General features: G+C 37.9%; 16 protein-coding genes. 5 read left to right on the top strand and 11 right to left on the bottom strand.

The window, feature by feature from the left end; translation table 11 throughout:
* Positions 1–43 precede the first annotated feature (43 nt).
* The 7 genes from RM573_RS06075 to RM573_RS06045 form a co-directional block, all read right to left on the bottom strand.
* The gene (locus RM573_RS06075; protein ID WP_311578739.1) at positions 44–2,062 is read right to left on the bottom strand and encodes a HAMP domain-containing methyl-accepting chemotaxis protein; all 2,019 of its coding nucleotides are present in this window, start codon (positions 2,060–2,062) and stop codon (positions 44–46) included.
* Between the two features lie 135 nt (positions 2,063–2,197).
* Complete coding sequence (locus RM573_RS06070; protein ID WP_311578736.1) at positions 2,198–3,028, bottom strand: symmetrical bis(5'-nucleosyl)-tetraphosphatase; 831 nt, start codon at positions 3,026–3,028, stop codon at positions 2,198–2,200.
* A gap of 2 nt (positions 3,029–3,030) precedes the next feature.
* Positions 3,031–3,450 (bottom strand): Co2+/Mg2+ efflux protein ApaG, encoded by a 420-nt coding sequence (gene apaG / locus RM573_RS06065; protein WP_311578733.1) that lies wholly within the window; start codon positions 3,448–3,450, stop codon positions 3,031–3,033.
* Position 3,451: 1 nt separating this feature from the next.
* On the bottom strand, positions 3,452–4,279 hold the full coding sequence (gene rsmA, locus RM573_RS06060) for a 16S rRNA (adenine(1518)-N(6)/adenine(1519)-N(6))-dimethyltransferase RsmA (RefSeq protein ID WP_311578730.1): 828 nt from the start codon (positions 4,277–4,279) through the stop codon (positions 3,452–3,454).
* Between the two features lie 55 nt (positions 4,280–4,334).
* Entirely contained in the window at positions 4,335–5,318 is a 984-nt protein-coding gene (gene pdxA / locus RM573_RS06055; RefSeq protein ID WP_311578727.1) for a 4-hydroxythreonine-4-phosphate dehydrogenase PdxA, read from the bottom strand.
* Entirely contained in the window at positions 5,318–6,616 is a 1,299-nt protein-coding gene (gene surA, locus RM573_RS06050; protein ID WP_311578724.1) for a peptidylprolyl isomerase SurA, read from the bottom strand. Before surA ends, pdxA begins: the two co-directional genes overlap by 1 nt.
* Before the next feature lie 19 nt (positions 6,617–6,635).
* Entirely contained in the window at positions 6,636–8,915 is a 2,280-nt protein-coding gene (locus RM573_RS06045) for an LPS-assembly protein LptD (RefSeq protein ID WP_311578721.1), read from the bottom strand.
* Between the two features lie 144 nt (positions 8,916–9,059).
* Between RM573_RS06045 and RM573_RS06040 the strand changes: the two genes are divergently transcribed.
* From RM573_RS06040 to RM573_RS06025, 4 genes are all read left to right on the top strand, one after another.
* Entirely contained in the window at positions 9,060–10,064 is a 1,005-nt protein-coding gene (locus tag RM573_RS06040) for an aminoglycoside phosphotransferase family protein (RefSeq protein WP_311578718.1), read from the top strand.
* Complete coding sequence (gene murU, locus RM573_RS06035) at positions 10,061–10,774, top strand: N-acetylmuramate alpha-1-phosphate uridylyltransferase MurU (RefSeq protein ID WP_311578715.1); 714 nt, start codon at positions 10,061–10,063, stop codon at positions 10,772–10,774. The genes RM573_RS06040 and murU overlap by 4 nt, the downstream gene beginning before the upstream one ends.
* On the top strand, positions 10,775–11,572 hold the full coding sequence (djlA, locus tag RM573_RS06030) for a co-chaperone DjlA (RefSeq protein ID WP_311578712.1): 798 nt from the start codon (positions 10,775–10,777) through the stop codon (positions 11,570–11,572).
* 109 nt (positions 11,573–11,681) lie between these two features.
* Positions 11,682–12,230, top strand: a complete 549-nt coding sequence (locus tag RM573_RS06025; RefSeq protein WP_311578710.1) for a lipid-binding SYLF domain-containing protein — start codon at positions 11,682–11,684, stop codon at positions 12,228–12,230.
* Positions 12,231–12,321: 91 nt separating this feature from the next.
* Here RM573_RS06025 and RM573_RS06020 read toward each other — a convergent pair whose 3' ends face one another.
* The 4 genes from RM573_RS06020 to RM573_RS06005 all read right to left on the bottom strand — a co-directional run bounded on the left by RM573_RS06020 (position 12,322) and on the right by RM573_RS06005 (position 18,197).
* On the bottom strand, positions 12,322–13,305 hold the full coding sequence (locus RM573_RS06020) for a DUF3530 family protein (protein ID WP_311578707.1): 984 nt from the start codon (positions 13,303–13,305) through the stop codon (positions 12,322–12,324).
* Between the two features lie 133 nt (positions 13,306–13,438).
* Positions 13,439–14,071 (bottom strand): bifunctional tRNA pseudouridine(32) synthase/23S rRNA pseudouridine(746) synthase RluA, encoded by a 633-nt coding sequence (gene rluA / locus RM573_RS06015; RefSeq protein ID WP_311578936.1) that lies wholly within the window; start codon positions 14,069–14,071, stop codon positions 13,439–13,441.
* A gap of 83 nt (positions 14,072–14,154) precedes the next feature.
* Positions 14,155–17,079: an RNA polymerase-associated protein RapA gene (gene rapA, locus RM573_RS06010; protein WP_311578704.1), complete on the bottom strand. Its 2,925-nt coding sequence runs from the start codon at positions 17,077–17,079 to the stop codon at positions 14,155–14,157.
* Between the two features lie 278 nt (positions 17,080–17,357).
* Positions 17,358–18,197 (bottom strand): isopenicillin N synthase family dioxygenase, encoded by an 840-nt coding sequence (locus RM573_RS06005; RefSeq protein ID WP_311578701.1) that lies wholly within the window; start codon positions 18,195–18,197, stop codon positions 17,358–17,360.
* Positions 18,198–18,352: 155 nt separating this feature from the next.
* On the opposite strand from RM573_RS06005, the gene RM573_RS06000 reads away from it, so the two are divergent.
* On the top strand, positions 18,353–18,646 hold the full coding sequence (locus tag RM573_RS06000; RefSeq protein ID WP_311578698.1) for a hypothetical protein: 294 nt from the start codon (positions 18,353–18,355) through the stop codon (positions 18,644–18,646).
* Positions 18,647–18,682: the final 36 nt, after the last annotated feature.

Below are 18,682 nucleotides of genomic sequence, written 5' to 3'. Positions count from 1 at the left end.
TATTTTTGTTTTTCAACCGCGATAAGCGGTATCTTAGTTAAGCTTATAGTTTAAACTCTTGAACAGACAGTTGTAGCTCTTCAGCAAGTCTAGCTACTTCACTACTTGATTCAGCGGTTTGTTTAGAACCAGCAGTAGTTTGTTCAGCAATCGCAACAATCGATTCTAAGTTTTCACTAATTTCATGCGCTACGGTACTTTGTTCTTCTGCAGCTGTCGCAATGGTAGAACTTCTATCAAACGCTTCATGGACCGCATGAGTAATGGTTTCGAGCGCTTTATCTGCCTCTTCACTTTGAATAACACAATCAGCCGCTTGTTTTTTACCGGTATCCATTACAGCAACTGCTTTCTCAGCACCTGTTTGTAATACTTCGATCATGTTTTGAATTTCTTGAGTTGACTCTTGTGTGCGACTAGCTAAAGTTCTAACTTCATCGGCAACAACCGCGAAACCACGACCTTGTTCACCAGCACGTGCTGCTTCAATTGCTGCGTTTAGTGCTAGCAAGTTAGTTTGTTCTGCGATACCACGAATAACGTCAAGAATACCGCCAATTGAGGCACTGTCTTGTTGAAGTTTATTAATCACTTGTGACGCGTCTTCCACTTCATTAGCCAACAATTCAATGGTTTTACGGTTTCTATCTGAGATACCTTTTACACGTTCCGCTTCGTCATCAGCCTGTTTGATTTCACCTAGCGCATCATTGGCACTTGAAAGGACACTTTGTGAAGTGCTACTCATTTCAGTAGTCGCCGATGCCGCTTGTTCTACTTGGGTTCGTTGTTCTTCAATCGCTGTGGTACTTTGTGCGGTAACGGCTGAGGTTTCTTCGGCAGCGGTAGCTAGCTGTGTTGAACGACTGACAATGCCATTAATTAAGTTTCGTAAGCTGTCGATTAATAAATTACAATTTTTAGAAAGAAGCGCGAATTCATCTTTACCGCTTTCATCAAGTTTTCTTGATAAGTCACCTGAAGAGACAATGTTCAACATCTCGTTAACGCGAGTTAACGGACGGGTAATACTGATCAAGGTGAAATACGCAATAACTACCGCTAAACCTATTGAGATAACCATCAGCGTAACGGTTAATGTATTACCGTCACTGACAGAATCTGCCACTAAAGTGCTTGATGATTTTGTTGTTAAATTAGCCAGTTCTACTTGTTTAGCTAATATTGCATTCACACTTTTGGTGTCTTTTTCTGCAGCTGCAAGATTTTCTGTTGCTGAAGCTAAGGCACTAAGCTGTGTTGATTTCTGATTAAAAATACTGTCACTACTAGTTAGTAATCTTGAAAGGCTTGCAATAGAAGAGTTAACGTCATCTGCGATGTCATCAGCATTGTTTGAGTTTAATTCCGCAATAATTTCAGCAATAACGCGATTGACATCATTAAAAGAGTTATTGATTTCTTTTTCGACGATTTCAGCTGATTGTGGATTAATCAGGCCGCGATACTCTAATGCTGATGAAACAATCGCATTAAGATAAGTTTCCAGTTGTTCACCTAACTCTACAGCTCTTTGTAATTTGGTATCCGCTAAATCATGATCCGCTAAATCAAGCATCAGCGTTGTTGTGTCATCCGCTTTTTCTTCTAATAAGTCAACATTATCAATTAATAAAGTGCGTTGTTCGATACTCGTTTTTCTACTGGCAAAGACCGCATCAATGTCACTTTGTAATGTTGAATAAACACTGTCGACTTTATTTAAGTTGCTTAATAGACTTTGTTCATTTTTAACAATGACTTTTAATTTTTTCAGGTGATTTGAAAAGCTTGTATTTAATTCATTATAACTTGCTAGGTTGCCTGATAAAGGAGCAAGTTCGGTTTGATAATAAGCTCTAAGTGTTAAGTTGCCAATTTGAATTAATTCGTTGGCTAATTCTGTACTACCACTTAATGTTGGAATAGCCAATTCGCTTTGTGTTGAGGTAGCGTCATTAATATTATTTAAATTACTTAGTGAAATAACACTCGTAATTATCAGTAAAAGCGAAATAATGGCGAAGCCACCAATTATTTTCATTGCAACAGTTAAGTTCATTTACGTCACCAATTGTATATAGTTAGGATTTTAGTGAAATATGTCCTTATTATTCGTTTTCGAAACGTATGATAATAAAAATAATACTCCCCTGAAAGATTAGTATACCAATCTTTATATGATTTTCATCTTTAGTTATTGCTTTATCGCAAGTTTTTTATGTGAACCTTCAATAAATAAGGCTTTATCATGCCAACGTAAAAGCGTGAGATGCCCACCCCAAACGCAGCCAGTGTCTAATGCATATAGGCCTTTGACATTAATTTTTCCCATTAACGCGGCCCAATGACCGAAGATCCAGTGACTCTTTTTAAGCTGATTTTTTGTTAAAAGAAACCAAGGTTTTAAGTTTTTTGCAGCATCTTCCGGGGCTGTTTTACAATGAAAGTCTAATTTTCCATTGAGATAACAGTATCTCATACGCGTTAGACCGTTGATTGTGTACCTAAACTTTTCTGTTTTTGTTTCTGCTTTCTGCCAATCATTTGGTTTTTCGCCATACATTCGACTTAACCACTTTTCACGCTCAGCTGATTGAATATTTTTTTCAGCAACTTTTGCCGCTGCTATTGCTTGGGGAATTGTCCATTGAGGTGGTAGGCCTGCATGTGACATATACACATCTTCACCGGGTAATTTTCTTAATAATGGTTGTTGTGCTATCCAATTAATGATTTCTTTAACATCAGGTGCTGATAATAAGGTATCGAGGTGGTCAGATTTTTTAGCTTTTTTTATGCCAGCATGGATGGCTAATAGGTGGAGATCATGATTCCCTAATACGGCTTTGACGCTATCACCTAGCGACATTAAATATTTCATTGTTTTATAGGAGTCTGGACCGCGCGCAACCATATCTCCTGCGACCCATAATTGGTCGTGTTTTGCAGAGAAATTCACTTGCTTTAGCAATGCTTTTAATTCGCTGTAACATCCTTGAATATCACCAACAAAATAAATCGCCATAATTAATTAAGTATATTTGGTAAAGCTAAACGAAAAACTGGTATTTCAACTTGGATATTTTTATTGTGCTCGGTAAGCATTTGATAATGCCCTTGCATAGTGCCTACCGGAGTTTTTAATACACAACCGCTCGTATAAATAAATGATTTAGATGGCGGAATTACCGGTTGCTTTCCAATAACGCCTTCTCCAGCAACCGTAGACGTATCTTCATTAGCATCTGTGATTAGCCAATATCGTGTCAGTAGTTTAACACTCTCTTCAGTATTGTTTGTTATGGTAATGGTGTAGCTAAACACGTAGCGTTTTTCAAGTTCATTTGAATGCTCAGGAATATAATTGGTTTCAATTGAAACCTTTACGTTCGAGTTTTCACTAGGAACTGGGTTTTGTTCTATTAGAGAAGATAAAAAATCAGTCATATTAAGTACTAATAGGGTTGTCCGTTACCGGGTTATCGGTAATATAATTTGCCAGTTTAATATAGTCATCTAATGCTAAATTTTCCGGGCGTAAAGTTGGGTCAAGATCTAACGCAATTAACTGTTCAACAGGTATCAGTTTTTTGAAGCTATTTCTGATAGTTTTTCTCCGTTGATTAAAAGCAGTTAAACAAACATGATTGAGCGCTTTTAAATCTTTAACAGGATTTTTAATCGTTTTATGCGGAATCAATCGAACAATGGCAGAATCAACTTTCGGTGGTGGCATAAAAGCTTCAGGGCCAATTTCCATCACTGGCATTACTTGGCATTGATATTGGGTCATGATAGATAATCGACCAAAAGCTTTACAGTTATGTCCCGAAGCCATGCGCTCGACAACTTCTTTTTGCAGCATAAAATGCATATCTTTTACTTTATCTTTAAAAGACAGTAAATGAAAAATAAGCGGTGTTGAAATATTATAGGGTAAATTACCGAAAATTCTTAATGGCTTGTCATCGGTTGCTAAACTAGCAAAATCAAACTTTAAGGCATCTTGTTCGTAAATGGTTAAATGTTTGGCTAAAAAAGGATGATGACGTAAACGGTGCGCTAAATCGCGATCGAGTTCTACAACAGAGATATCACCTGCACGCTCGATCACTGGCTCAGTTAGTGCGCCTAAACCAGGGCCAATCTCTATTAAGTTTTCGTTGGGCTCGGGATTAATAGCATCAACAATTTGACTGATAATAGCGTCATTGTGAAGAAAGTTTTGCCCAAATCTTTTTTTAGCTTGGTGACCTAAATGTGAGTTTTTGCTCATTATTTTCTCTAAATTACACTAAGTGTTCGTATCGTGTGATCACTTAGTGTGTATATTAAGCTTGATTGTTCGCTAATGTTATTGCTGTATTTATCGCCTGATAAAAACTGCCAGCATCCGCTTGTCCTGTTCCTGCTAACTCAACGGCTGTACCGTGATCAACTGATGTACGTATAAAAGGTAAGCCTAAAGTGATGTTCACTGATTTGCCAAAACCTTTATATTTTAATACAGGTAAGCCTTGGTCGTGATACATGCTTAAAATAGCATCGGCTTGTGATAAATATTTTTCTTGGAAGATGGTATCGGCAGGTAAAGGACCAATGGCATTAATTCCTTCAGCACGTAATTCATCTAACGCCGGATTCATGACTTCAATTTCCTCTCGGCCTAAATGACCATCTTCTCCAGCATGGGGATTAATTCCGCAAACATAAATTTTAGGTGCGGCAATACCAAATTTTGTGACTAAATCATGGTGCAGAATTTGGGTGACTTTTTTTAGTCGCTCAACGGTAATTGCTTTTGAGACATATTGCAGAGGAATATGTGTAGTGACTAAGGCAACACGTAATCCTTCTGTTGCTAACATCATTACCACATCGCTACAATTTGCTTGATGGGCAAAGTATTCTGTATGGCCACTAAATGCGATACCTGCTTTGTTAATAAGCCCCTTATGAACCGGTCCTGTCACGACAGCATCAAAATCACCATTGATATTTTTTTCACAGGCAATACGTAATGTTTCAACAACATAATGTCCGTTTGCAGAATCGAGTTCACCAATAATACAAGGTGCATCCAACTCGATTGGTAATATCGTCAACGTATTTGCTTGATGTGGCGTTGCTGCAAGTGATTCATCATAAATAATAAAATTTAATTCGACATTGAGTGCTTTTGCTCTATTTCTTAGCAGCTGTTCTGAAGCCACGACAATAATTTGTTCTGGCCAGTCTTTTTGGGCCATCTCAATAATAAGATCTGGACCAATACCCGCTGGTTCCCCCGGTGTGACTGCTATTCGTCTCACCATTATTCTGAGTCCTGTGCTAAAATCTCGATGTATGCTTCATCGCGTAATTCTTTGATCCAACGCGCGCTTTCCATGCCAAATTTACGTTGATATAACAGTTGATGTGCTTTATTTTCATTCATTTGTTTGGTGGCATCTAATGTACGACGGCCAGTTAATTCGGCAATGTGCCAACCAAAGGATGAACGGAACGGTTGACTGACTTCATCAACATTGAGTGCCGCAAGCGCTGATGAAAAAGCTGGGTCGTAAGACCTTGGATCGGCCCAACCTAGCTCTCCACCTTTAACGGATGTTGGACCGTCAGAATACTCTTTTGCTAAATCTGCAAAGTCAGCTTCTCCTGAGATAATTTGTTCTCTTAAGCCTTTTAATGTTTCTTCTGCTTTCGCTTCACTTAAAATAATAGATGGCGTAATTAAGATATGACGTGCGTTTACTTCTTCAATTTCAACGACTTGACGGCCGCGAATATCGACAACTTTAACAATACTGTATCCTAGCCCAGTTCTAATTGGACCTAATACCGTGCCCTTATCTTTTCCTTCGATAATCTCTGAGAATAGAGTGGGCATTTCGTTGATGTTTTTCCAGCCTAAATCTCCCCCTTCAAGGGCTTTAGCACCACCAGAAGATGCGATGGCGATACGAGCAAAATCACTACCGTCATTTAATAATGCGATAACTTTTTCAGCGCGCACTTTTGCAGCATTCATGTCTTCTTGGTTTGGCTCAGGTGGAAATTCTATTAAGATATGACCTAAACGATATTCAACATCGCTATTGGTTTGTTCTTTCATGACTGAAAGTAAGTTGGCAATTTCTTGCGGTGAAATGTAAATACGACGACGAACGCTGCTACGGCGAACTTCACCTGAAATTAATTCTTTACGAACATTTTCTCGATATTTTTCGTAATCGATATTGTCTTTTACAATGGCTTGGCGAAATTGTTCCAGGGTTAAGTTATTTTCTCTCGCCATATTGCTTATTGTTTCGTCAAGCTGGGCATCACTTACCTGAACCCCCATTCGATTACCTATTTCTAATACCAATGTATCATCAATGAGTTTATCAATAACTTGAACACGTAAAGCTTTATCGCGGGGTAAAGTTTGGTTGTTTTTTTCTGCTTGCTGTTTAATGTTATCAATTAATTCAGTAACTTCAGATTCAAGTACCACACCGGTATTAACGATGACAGCAACACGATCTAGTTCAACTTCTTTTGCTAAGCTTAATGAACTAACGCTTAAGGTTGCAATCGTTAAGGTAAAAATTTTAAATAAGGTTTTCATGTAATTTTGATTTCTTCATCTAATTGTTGAGAAAATAGGGGCGTTTATAGCCAAAAATACTTTCGTTGAACATTTCATCGGTATTTATTGGTTGTTGACTACCACCTAATCCTTTAATGATAAACTGTACCATAAATCCACTATCGAATTCATCGCGGTTTTCATTAATAAAGTCTTCTTCATCGATATTCGAGTTGATATGGCGATGATACGCAAAACGTATCGCCCAACAACAACTTTCATATTGAAATCCTGCATAGGTTTCAAGGCTACGCTTATTTTGTAAGTCTTGAGCGATACGTCCAACAAATTGCCAATCTTTATTTATCGTAAAGTTTGCCAAAAGGGATGCTTGCTCTAACTTAGTACCTGAGACACTACGACTGTATCTATGGTTCAATTGTATTGAGTGATTATTTGTAAATAAGTAATCTAAGCTAGTTTGGCTTTTATTGGTAATGTTATCTTTGGTGTTATATTGAATATCACCACTAAACTGCCAATTTCGACTTAATTGAATAAATACTTCACTCGCTAGCGCTGATTCATCGGCTGCGATACCTTGTTCGGCATCAACAGCAATATTACTGTTATTTAAATAGACGATTCGCCCGACACTCATACGAAACAATTCAATACTTGACGGGTCTAAAATTCGGCTTGTTACCCCCCATGAATATTGATTCGCTTTCGCGATACGATCTATTCCGCTAAAACGTTTATCTCTAAATAAGCCACTAAAATCATCTTGTAATGTCGCAGTATCATAAACGCCAATCATCGATTGATCTTTATCTGGAACGTAAAGGTATTGAATTTGTGGCTCTAAGGTTTGTGTGTAGTTTTGTTCAAATAAGGGCATGTCACGATCAAAGTTAACGCCACCATGAAAACGCACTTTTGGGATCGTTCGGTTGACACTTTCTTGTAACTTGCTGGTTGAGGATAACCTGCTTTGACGGTAATTCGTTTGTAATAATTTAAACTCTGAATTTAAGAACCATGCGGGGCTAGATATTGGAAAAATCGCCCCTGCTTCAAAGTGATATCGCTCTGCTTCAGGTAAATCTCTATTAGAAGTAGTGAAACGAGTCATTTCTGAATAAAGGTCGAACTGCCCATTTAAAAAGGGTAGAGGCTGAAAACTATTTAATTCAATGTGTGGAACCGTTCTATAACTGGTTTTATGTTCACCAAGTATTTCAAAATCTTGCAGTTGAATTTTAGCTTGCCAATTTTTTTCAAAAAAAGCGAGTTCGCCCACTTGATAAAGGTAAGCATCATTGGAGTTATATTGATTACTTTTAATATCGACTAAATAGTTGTCATCACTAATGGTTGTGTAATCGACATAGGCGCGATAGTTGTCAGAAAAAGTACCGGTATGTTGAAATCTTGCTAGATATCGTGGGTCATTATTCGCTTTTAATTCGTCATCTTTATTTAGGTATTCAATATTGAAGGAGCCGTTTTGCAGTCCTGACAAATAACGAAGTTCTGTCAGTAACTGAGTACCACGTTTTGACATGTATCTAGGGGTGATAGTGGCATCTACATTTGGCGCAATATTCCAATAATAAGGAATTTCGATCTCAAGCCCTGAACGTTTCGTGGTGCTAATTTTAGGGTATAAAAAGCCTGATTTTCTTTCATTATTAACAGGGAAAGTAAAATAAGGAATGTAAAGTACTGGAATATCAAAGACTTTAAAGCGAGCGTTATAGGCTTCACCGTAGTTTTCACTCACCGAAATATTAATTTCACTGGCCTTCATTTGCCAATCTGGTGTTTCGCCGTAACAAGTTGTAAAACTCGAATCAATTAAAGACAGAGTACCATCAGTATTTACCGATATTTCTGCAGCACTTCCGTGGCCAGGATTTCCCGCAAGTTGGTAAGACGAGTTTGATAATAAGGTGGCTTGCATTGCTTTACTGGCACTTAATTGAGAAGCAAAAATATCAACGCCTTGGTTTTGAAAATGAATATTGCCTTGTGCATTAATTAAAGCATTTTCACGATTTATTTCTATATCATCCGCTTTAATTGTATGAGCTTGATTGAATAATGTTACTCCTCCTGAAAATTTCGCCACTTGATTTTTTTTGATCATCGATGATTTTGATAAAATATTTAGAGCATTGAGGTCAAAATTATTATCCAATGTACCGATTGGCGGATGCACAGGAATAGGACAGCTAATCGCACTGTTATTTAGAACATTTTCAGCTTGAGCAGAAACGGTATTTGTTATCAGGGTGCCAATAAAAAATAATAGCAATGTGCGGGAAAAAGGCATTAAAAATCCGATAAGTGAAATTCATTTTTACGCATTTTGCGTATCAGAAGATATTTTAACGTTAAACGCATTAATAATATAGCAATTTTCTTTGTCATGCGAATTGGTTATATTGGCTGCTATAGATAGTGATAGGTGGTATTTTTGGAAAATTTAAGGCAAAAGCAATTAACGCAGTGGTTAATGGACTTTTTTTTACTAGAGAAGTGCGTATTAACTTCGATGAATGGTGACGCGGGATTTCGACGCTATTTTCGTTTTCAGAAAGATGAACAGTCGTTTATTGCGGTAGACTCTCCTGTTGATAAATGTAATAACTCCGCGTTTTTATCTGTGCAAAAGCAATTAACACAAGTAGGAGTTAAGGTACCAGAAGTACTTGCTTGTGATGAACAGCAAGGTTTTATGTGTTTAAGTGATTTGGGCAATTGCGAATTGTCAACCGTGTTAACGTTAGACAATATGGCTATACACTATCAGCAAGCAATATTGTTATTGCCAAAAATCGCATCCATTCCTCAACAGAATTTACCTGTTTATGATAAAGCATTTGTCCAATTAGAATTGGATATATTTTCAAAATGGTTACTCCATAAACATTTAGATATTCAACTGACACACGAACAAGAAATACAATTACAAACCTGTTTTGACTTTCTGATTAGCAATGCACTGGAACAACCGCAAGTGGTGATGCATAGAGACTTTCATAGTCGAAACTTAATGCTGGTTGACAATGAATTAGCGGTTATTGATTTTCAAGACGCGGTAATTGGCCCTATTACGTATGACGTTGTTTCATTATTGCGTGATTGTTATGTGAAGTGGCCTAGAGAACAAATCATGCCTTTATTGGATTATTTTGTTGGTAGAATGTCATCGCAGTTTTCGTTGCAACATATTAATGCGCAACAATGGCAACAGTGGTTTGATTTGATGGGATTACAACGTCATATCAAAGCCAGCGGTATTTTCGCTCGTCTATATCATCGTGATGACAAGCCCAGCTATTTAAGTGATATTCCGTTAACCTTGTCATATATTGTTGATATCAGTGCACAATATCCAGAGTGTTATTTTCTTGAATCATTAGTGACCAATACGGTTATGCCTAAGTTATCTCAAAAAATGGCGGAAGCAGCAGTATGAAAGCAATGATTTTAGCCGCGGGTCGTGGCGAAAGAATGCGACCTTTAACCGATCATCTTCCTAAACCCTTACTCAAGGTTGCGGGTATCCCATTGATTGAATATCACATCAAGAAATTAGCAAATATTGGTGTCAGCGATATCGTCATTAACCTCGCATGGCTTGGAGAATGTATTGTTGAGTATTTGCAAAACGGTGAAAAATTTGGGGTGAATATTCAGTACAGTTGGGAGAAGGACGGTGCGTTAGAAACAGCTGGCGGCATTATCAAAGCTTTGCCGAAGTTAGCAGAGAAAAACGAACCTTTTTTAGTGGTCAATGGCGATATATATATCGATTATGATTTCTCGCAATTACCCAAGTTAACAGAACAACAACAAGCGCACTTATGGCTGGTAGATAATCCTGCACATAATTTGTCCGGCGACTTTTTTTTAAAAGATGGCGAGTTACAGAATAAGCAGCAAGCTGAAATGAAAGGAGAAACAGCATTACAGCAACACTGCTTTACCTTTAGTGGCATTGGCTTATATCGACCGTCACTTTTTCAGGCTTATCTCGACAATAAAGTAATGCCATTAGCACCTATTTTAAAAGCGGCCATGGAAAAACAGCAAATTAGCGGAGAAAAATTGTCTGGCTTATGGACAGATGTTGGTACGCCAGAACGATTGCAACAACTTAATAAACACATACAGGGCAAGGGATAAATGAGGATTTGGGGTAAAGTATTTGGTTTTTTATTTGGCTTTATGTTGAGCAAAAATATTTTTGGTGCTCTGTTAGGATTATGGTTAGGACACCGTTTTGATCAAGGCAGTGGCTTTGACTTTGACGGACTCGCCAAACAAACCGATGAAACTCGTCAGGCGAATTTCTTTTATAGCACTTTTGCGGCCATGGGGTTTGTTGCTAAGGCTAACGGCCAAGTAACACAACATGAAATTGCTTTTGCTAGCGCTTATATGGATAAGTTGGGCTTAAATAGCGAAATGAAACAACAAGCGCAAGATGCTTTTCGAGAAGGGAAAATGGCGGGTTTTCCACTTGATGAACAATTAAAAAAATTCAAACGTAGTTGCTTTAATCGACAAGATTTATTGTTACTTTTTCTTGAGATACAAATCCAAGTAGCGTTTGCCGATGGTGATTTAGATATCGCTGAGCGAGAAGCGTTACACCGTATCGCCAAAATTTTAGGCTTTTCAGTTCATCAGTTAGACCAATTATTAGAGATGATCATCGCTGGTGCTAATTTTCATCAACAAAGTGCTAAAGGTCCTGCTACGACACAACAGTTAGATAATGCTTATAAGTTATTAGGGGTGAATAAATCTAGTACAAGTCAAGAAATCAAAAAAGCTTATCGTAAATTGATGGCACAACATCACCCAGATAAATTAGTTGCGAAGGGGTTACCGCCAGAAATGATGGATGTTGCTAAACAAAAAACACAGGATATTCAAGCCGCTTATGAAATGGTTACTGCAATCAAGAAAGGAAGTTAACGATATTCAACTAAACTTATAAATTATTGAGCAGGGCCTCAGGTGTTTTTACTGAGCAGTTGAAGTTGTATTTTGAATATTAGAGTTTATTTCACGTAAGGAAAGTTTAATGAAAAAATATTTAATAGTTATGATCTGCGCATTGATATCGTTGAATGTGCTCGCGGATAAACAAGCTGATCGACAAGAAGTGCTTGATATGAGTAAAGACGTATTAGCCAAACTTTATCAAGAAGAGCCGAGCGTAAAAGAAAAAATAGCGGAGGCAAAAGGCTATGCTGTGTTTTCAAATATTGGTGTTAATTTAGTCTTTTTTTCTGCTGGAGGCGGTAGTGGAGTCGTACATGATAATCAATCAGGTAAGAATACATATATGAATATGGGCTCTGCAGGCATTGGAATAGGCTTTGGAGTAAAAGACTTTAGTGCCGTGTTTATTTTCCATACTCGCGATGCCTTAAATGACTTTATTGAATACGGCTGGGATTTTTCAGGTCAAGCGGATGTTGCTGCAAAATCAGGTAAAAAAGGCGCAGAAGGGAGTAAAGCTGTCACTGTGGTAAACGGCGTGTCAATTTATCAAATGACCGAGAATGGATTAGCGTTACAAGCCACTTTACAAGGGACAAAATATTGGGTTGATTCTGATCTTAATTAATTTTCACTTCGTTCTGAAAACGTCATTTCCAATCAAGACTCATTACCCAAAGCGTTTATTTAAATAAACGCTTTTTTGTACAGGATTAAACTTACCAGCCAATTGATTTTAGCCAGCCGTTAATTGCTTTAATTAGCGGCATTGAAGGGTAATAGCCGGTACGGGTATTGTAAATTTTCATTTGTCTAAAATTAGACTTTAATTCTTGGTTGACGAATTTTTTTCTTAATTTTAGGCTGCTGTCAACTAAGTGGTTATCAGCTTTTAGGTATAAATCCAGTACAGGTAGTTCTAATAAGGATAAGCTTTTAGCTGAGCTAATATTCGTTTGCGTATCATTTAAATGTGCACTTAACATAATTAATGCTGTTGGCTGTTCAGCTAATTCTTCTTGAAAAATATTGAGTAATAATGCAGCGTGGTGTCCCTCGGCGACAATAACTATAATTCCGGGATAACTTTTTGCCTTTGTCATCACGGCGGATACTAGGTTCGCAAGTTGCTGCTGATATTCTGTGAGAATCTTGTTGTTGTCTTCTTCTCTTGCTGTTTGACTGATTGCCTGCGATGGATAATTGTTGGGCTTGTTGGGGGGCAAAATACTGATAGTAGTCCAACCTTGATCCGGTAAATTATTTCTTAAAGCATTTAATGCTTTTGGACTCGCGGCGGTTTGTTGCCAATCAGGTAATAAAATCATCACGCCTTTATTGCTGATCGCATTATTGGTATTTACCAAAGTGATATGGTCATTTGGCCCCACCAACATTGGTTGAATAATTTCAGCAGGTAAGTAATGTTCGAGGTCATTTTTTTTATTGATAAAGGTATCAATAGGAGCGCTGATATCAATATTACTTCTTAGCGCTTTTTTAGTGGCTGATGCTGTTTCATCTTCCGTTTCGCTTGTTGAAGCTTCTTCTTGCTTGTCTTGTGTTGTTTCTTTCGGCTGTGTTGTTTGTTCGGCGGTTTTATTGTCGTTATTTTCTGCTTGCACGGCAGCGGCAAGATTAGTCATCGGCAATAAAAAGCAGACAAAAATTACTGTGATTAACCGTAATGAATGACGAGTCACAACTGTCCTATAAAAATTATTAAACATATTGAAATTTATATCGGCCATTTTGCCATTTTCTCCATTAGATTATCTTTAGTCGATAGAATCAAATGGTTTTTAGGGGTAGTTTTAAAAACTATTTGTAAGAAAATCAATTGAATGGGCAAGTGGCGTTAAAGGTAATGGTTTGCTTTGTCACAGGATGCATTATTGTTAACCACTGTGCGTGAAGTTGTAACCTTGGACTAATAGTAAGCGCCTTATCATGGGCATAAAGTCGATCACCTAAAATCGGATGACCTAAAGACAGCATATGTACTCGTAATTGATGAGAACGACCCGTTACAGGGGTTAACTCAACTAAGGTTGAATTTTCTTGATACGATAAAACCCGATAATGGGTTAGAGATTTTTTACCGTGTTGATGATCAACTTTTTGTTTCGGGCGATTCGGCCAATCACAAATTAACGGTTGATCGACTGAGCCTGTTTGGTTTTCTACTTTACCGTATACTCGAGCGATATATGACTTTTGGGTCTGGCGCTTTTCAAATTGACGACTGATCTCAACATGTGCCGGTTTATTTAATGCCATTAAAATAATACCGGAAGTTGCCATATCTAAACGGTGAACGATTGTGGCGGTTGGTAATATTGTTTGGACACGATTTTGTAAGCAATCTTTATGTTCAGCTAAACGGCCAGGAACCGTAAGTAGGCCGCTTGGTTTATTTAACACCACTATATCGTCATCTTGATAAACTATATCAAGATAAGGCGTCATCGGTGGGCGATAAATAAAATCAGGATTTGCGGCCAATCTCTACTCTCTTATTATATTAATTGAATAAGCTGGGTTGTCAGTTACTAGTTACTGACAACCACCAAACGAATCGCTTCAAACTTTAACTGTGCTTTATGAATATAATTGGTTAATTCACTTTGCTGAACTTTAATAAAGTCTATTTCTTCTTGGCGAACACTTGGATTAATCGCCTTTAACGCGGTAAGTCGAGAATATTCTTGTTCAAGCTTATCTTGCATACTTATTTGGGCTCTGGCCTGTATCGCCGCAACTTGTTGCTCGGCATGCTTTTCTGCTTTCGCAACTAGTGGAGCAACTTGATCTTTTAACGCTTTTACTAACTGTAACGAGACTTGTTTTTTAACTGGACTCAGTTGTTGATCTAAAATAGCTTCACTGACTTTATCAGCTAAGTCATTGCCATTTTTATCGACTAATACGCGAATTGGCGTCACGGGTAAATAGCGATTCAATTGCAATTCACTAGGGGCAATAGCTTCTATGGTAAAAATACACTCTAAAAAGAAGGTGCCTGCCGGTAATGCTGGATTTTTTAATAAACCAATACTGGCATTGCCTATTTCATCCGACAACACTAAATCCATCGCGCCGGTCACCATGGGGTGATCCCATGTCAGTAAATGATAATCTTCACACGCTAAGGCGGTATCTCGGTGGAAAGTAATGGTCGTGCCATCATCAGGTAAGCACGGAAAATTGCCAGTAAGCATATGCTCTGTTGGTTGTAAGGCTATAGCATTGTCTGATTTATCATCTTGTGCGATACCAAAAACATCAAGCACTTGAAACATAAATTGTGGTAAGTGAATTTGACTATCTTGTTTAATGATCCGTTCCACTAGCTGCTCTGCTTTACCTTGCCCAGAAGAGTTTAATTCTAATAATTTATCTCGACCAGACTCCAGATCGGCTTTCAACGATAAATGCTTTTCATGACTTAATGTGATAAATGAAGCAATGTCTTTTTCATCTGCAGATGCCGATAAGGTTAATTGTGTTAATTGTTCAGAAAACGATTCATAAACCGCACGGCCAGTTATACAAGTGTGTTCAAAGGCATTTAATCCATGTTGATACCATTGAAATAAAATGCTCTGTGCAGAATGTTCAAAGTAAGGTACATGCAATTGTATGGTTTGTGTTTGTCCGATACGATCGAGTCGACCAATACGCTGTTCTAACAGATCAGGGTTGCTTGGTAAATCAAATAACACCAGATGATGAGCAAATTGGAAATTACGCCCTTCACTTCCTATTTCTGAACATAACAAGACTTGTGCGCTATCTTCATCTTGAGCAAAATAGGCCGCCGCGCGATCACGTTCAAAAATGCTTAAGCCTTCATGGAATACGGCTGCTCTTATGCCTTCTTTCACGCGTAAAGCTGTTTCTAACTCAATAGCTGTTTGGGCATGGGCACAAATAACGAGTACTTTTTCTTTATTTAAAGTATTCAGCAGTTCAATCAAAAAATCGACACGTGGGTCAAAATCGTACCAATTTTCAAGGCCATCTAAGCCGTATAGCATTTCAGGAGTCGCGATGTATTTCGTTTGTTTATTGGATTTCAGTTGCTCGATATTATCGCTCAGTAAAAAGTCTTCAATTTTGTCTTGATACTGTTCAGGTAAAGCGAGTGGCGCCGCATTTAGTTTTCTTTCTGGGAAACCTTTGATGGTATTACGGCTATTTCTAAATAAAATACGGCCGGTACCGTGGCGATCAAGTAATTGATTTAATACAGATTGTCGAACTGTATCTTGAGCTACTTCATTGTGGGCTTGATTGATCTGTGTAAGTTGTTCACTGATATCACTTTCTTTTAATAAGTGTTGGAGCGTTTCAATCTGCGGCTGTGTTAGTGCTTCTTTCGCGACCAAGGCATTTGCAGCATCAGCAACTTCTGTGTAATGCTGCTCTTCTTCAATAAAAGTGTCGTAATCAAAAAATCGATCTGGGTCTAATAAGCGTAAACGTGCAAAGTGACTTTCATGACCTAGTTGATCAGGGGTTGCGGTTAACAGCAATACGCCTGGAATTGTCTGTGCTAATTGTTCTACACATAAATATTCAGTACTGGCGTTATCTACTTGCCAATTCAAGTGATGCGCTTCATCGACAACCATTAAATCCCAATCTTCGGCGATTAGCGATTCATACCATTGTGGGTTATCCGTGATAAAACTTAAGTTTACCAGTACTAATTGCTCTGAACTGAACGGGTTAACTTCTTCGCCTTCATCGGCCGAATTGGCTATTTCTTGACAGCGACTTTCATCAAAAATACTAAAGCGTAAGTTAAAACGACGTAACATTTCTACGAGCCATTGATGCATCAAAGATTCAGGCACAATAATTAAAATTCGTTGGGCACGGCCAGTGACAAGCTGTTGATGTATGATTAAACCGGCTTCGATCGTTTTCCCTAAACCTACTTCATCGGCTAATAAAACACGTGGAGCAAAACGACTGCCCACTTCTTCGGCTATGTATAATTGATGTGGAATTAGGCTAACGCGACCACCCGTTAAGCCGGTTAAGGTCGATTGTTGTTGCGTGCATTGGTGATGCAGACAATCTTTGCGCAAACGGAACCAGTCTAGTCGATCAACTTGCCCATTTAATAAACGGTCATGCGGCTTATTAAACTTGATAAAGTGATCTATCATCACTTCTTTTAATTCAGTTTCTTCACCGGTATCTTTGCGTGTGCCAAGATAAGTGATAAGTCCTGACTTTTCGGTTACTGCACTTACTTCAAGTTGCCAGCCTTCATGGCTTGGGATTATGTCCCCTTGGTTGAAAATAACTCGTGTTAACGGAGCATTATCACTTGCGTATTTTCGAATGTCGCCGGTTGCGGTGAACATAACGGTGACAAATCTATTTTCAACACTCGTTACTGTGCCTAATCCTTGATCTGATTCTCCATCACTGATCCAACGTTGTCCTGGGTGAAACGACATATATAACTCCAAAAAATACTCTGTCAACTTAGGCTGTATACATAGGAAAAGTTTACCGCCAAAAAAAGGCCGCTATGTTAACGTTAATCATAGTTGTGATCATTAAAAATATCTGGAAATTTTACTCGCGTATCAAAGTGATTCAAATATATGAAATTTTTCAAAACTATAATAGGGTAAAAAGCGTTAATAGCGGGAGTTATCGATAAATGAACGTTATCGAATAAAGTGTGGTTGGGCTATAAATAAATGTTAGTTATAGCCCGATATATTTTGCATTATTTAACGCCTAGCTCTTTTAAACGCTCAAGCAAATAACTTTCTTGGGTATGTCGCTCGGATAAAACCACTTCGTCTCTCGGGTGCAAAAATAACGGTAAAGAAATACGTGATTTTTTGGCATTCTCTCCAGTTGGATTAATCACTCTATGGCTGGTCGAAGGAAAATATCCTCCTGAAGCTTCTTGGAGCATATCGCCAATATTAATAATGAGGTGACCAAAATCCGCCGGTACGTCTATCCAAGTGCCATCTTTTTCTTGTACTTGTAGTCCAGGCTCATTTGCGGCTGGTAATATAGTTAATAAATTAATATCTTCGTGAGCTGCTGCTCTAATAGCTCCTTCTTCTTCATCACCCGTTAGTGGTGGATAATGAAGTACTCTTAATAAAGTATTAGGCGTGTCTTTAATCATATTTGATAATGGCTCAGAATAATTCTTAGCAACATCAGTGGGACTATATTTTTCAACCCAATCGAGTAATTCGGCCGCTAAATCTGAGGCTTTTTGATAGTAATCAGTAATATCTTTTTTTAATGATTCTGGAACACGGCCCCAAGGATAGATATGAAAATATTCTTTAATATCTTTTTGTTTATGGCCTTTTGCTGTTTCAGAAATTTCAGGTGCAAAGTAACCATCTTGCTTTTCTGGATCAAATGCATAGTTATGTTTATCTTCTTGGCAAAAAAATTCATACCAATCGTGATAAATCGACTCGACTAATGTTTGTTGTATAGGATGATTGGTGAGTACACCAAATCCAGTTTCTCGTAAGCTTTCAACAAAGCGTTGTCCTGCATCTGCAGAAGTATAGTCAACAACTTGAACCTTCATGAGCCTTTCCTTCATATGTCTATGTGATAGTTTACTAGTATAATGTAAATCTTGTCTAAATGGTCAAATAAATAGAGTTTACCTAAATACTATCGAGAAAGGCAATCGCTCGCTATAATCAAATCACTTATCTTTAATTAATTGAACTTATTTATATGAAAATTTCGGCTATTTTTGCAGTAACTGCTGTCAGTGTTTTATCCGCTTGTGCTACACAAGAAAATGCCTGTGAAGATGTCACGTTGGCGTCTGAGCAAATTCAAGAATGTCAGTTATTACAACGAAAAATTACCCAAGCCAAGGGAAAACCTTTAATTCGAACCGAGTTAGAAAGACGGTATCAACAAGATTGTATTGATATAAGGTATTATCGCGATGAGCACCAACAAGGTATTTGTGGTAATAAAAAAAATATCGAAGAAATAAAAAAAACCGGCATTAAACAATAAATGTTAAATCGTTGTTATAAAGGCTAGGTTACGCTG

The organism is Thalassotalea castellviae, assembly GCF_031846185.1.
Lineage (GTDB): Bacteria > Pseudomonadota > Gammaproteobacteria > Enterobacterales > Alteromonadaceae > Thalassotalea_H > Thalassotalea_H castellviae.
The sequence above is the reverse complement of the archived record's forward strand: the minus strand, read 5'-3'. Positions and strand labels throughout refer to the sequence as shown.

Bases quoted from the DNA above. Each gene is read 5' to 3' on its own strand.
- RM573_RS06075 (WP_311578739.1), bottom strand. From the start codon at position 2,062: ATGAACTTAACTGTTGCAATGAAAATAATTGGTGGCTTCGCCATTATT.
- RM573_RS06070 (WP_311578736.1), bottom strand. From the start codon at position 3,028: ATGGCGATTTATTTTGTTGGTGATATTCAAGGATGTTACAGCGAATTA.
- apaG (WP_311578733.1), bottom strand. From the start codon at position 3,450: ATGACTGATTTTTTATCTTCTCTAATAGAACAAAACCCAGTTCCTAGT.
- rsmA (WP_311578730.1), bottom strand. From the start codon at position 4,279: ATGAGCAAAAACTCACATTTAGGTCACCAAGCTAAAAAAAGATTTGGG.
- pdxA (WP_311578727.1), bottom strand. From the start codon at position 5,318: ATGGTGAGACGAATAGCAGTCACACCGGGGGAACCAGCGGGTATTGGT.
- surA (WP_311578724.1), bottom strand. From the start codon at position 6,616: ATGAAAACCTTATTTAAAATTTTTACCTTAACGATTGCAACCTTAAGC.
- RM573_RS06045 (WP_311578721.1), bottom strand. From the start codon at position 8,915: ATGCCTTTTTCCCGCACATTGCTATTATTTTTTATTGGCACCCTGATA.
- murU (WP_311578715.1), top strand. From the start codon at position 10,061: ATGAAAGCAATGATTTTAGCCGCGGGTCGTGGCGAAAGAATGCGACCT.
- djlA (WP_311578712.1), top strand. From the start codon at position 10,775: ATGAGGATTTGGGGTAAAGTATTTGGTTTTTTATTTGGCTTTATGTTG.
- RM573_RS06025 (WP_311578710.1), top strand. From the start codon at position 11,682: ATGAAAAAATATTTAATAGTTATGATCTGCGCATTGATATCGTTGAAT.
- rluA (WP_311578936.1), bottom strand. From the start codon at position 14,071: ATGACGCCTTATCTTGATATAGTTTATCAAGATGACGATATAGTGGTG.
- rapA (WP_311578704.1), bottom strand. From the start codon at position 17,079: ATGTCGTTTCACCCAGGACAACGTTGGATCAGTGATGGAGAATCAGAT.
- RM573_RS06005 (WP_311578701.1), bottom strand. From the start codon at position 18,197: ATGAAGGTTCAAGTTGTTGACTATACTTCTGCAGATGCAGGACAACGC.
- RM573_RS06000 (WP_311578698.1), top strand. From the start codon at position 18,353: ATGAAAATTTCGGCTATTTTTGCAGTAACTGCTGTCAGTGTTTTATCC.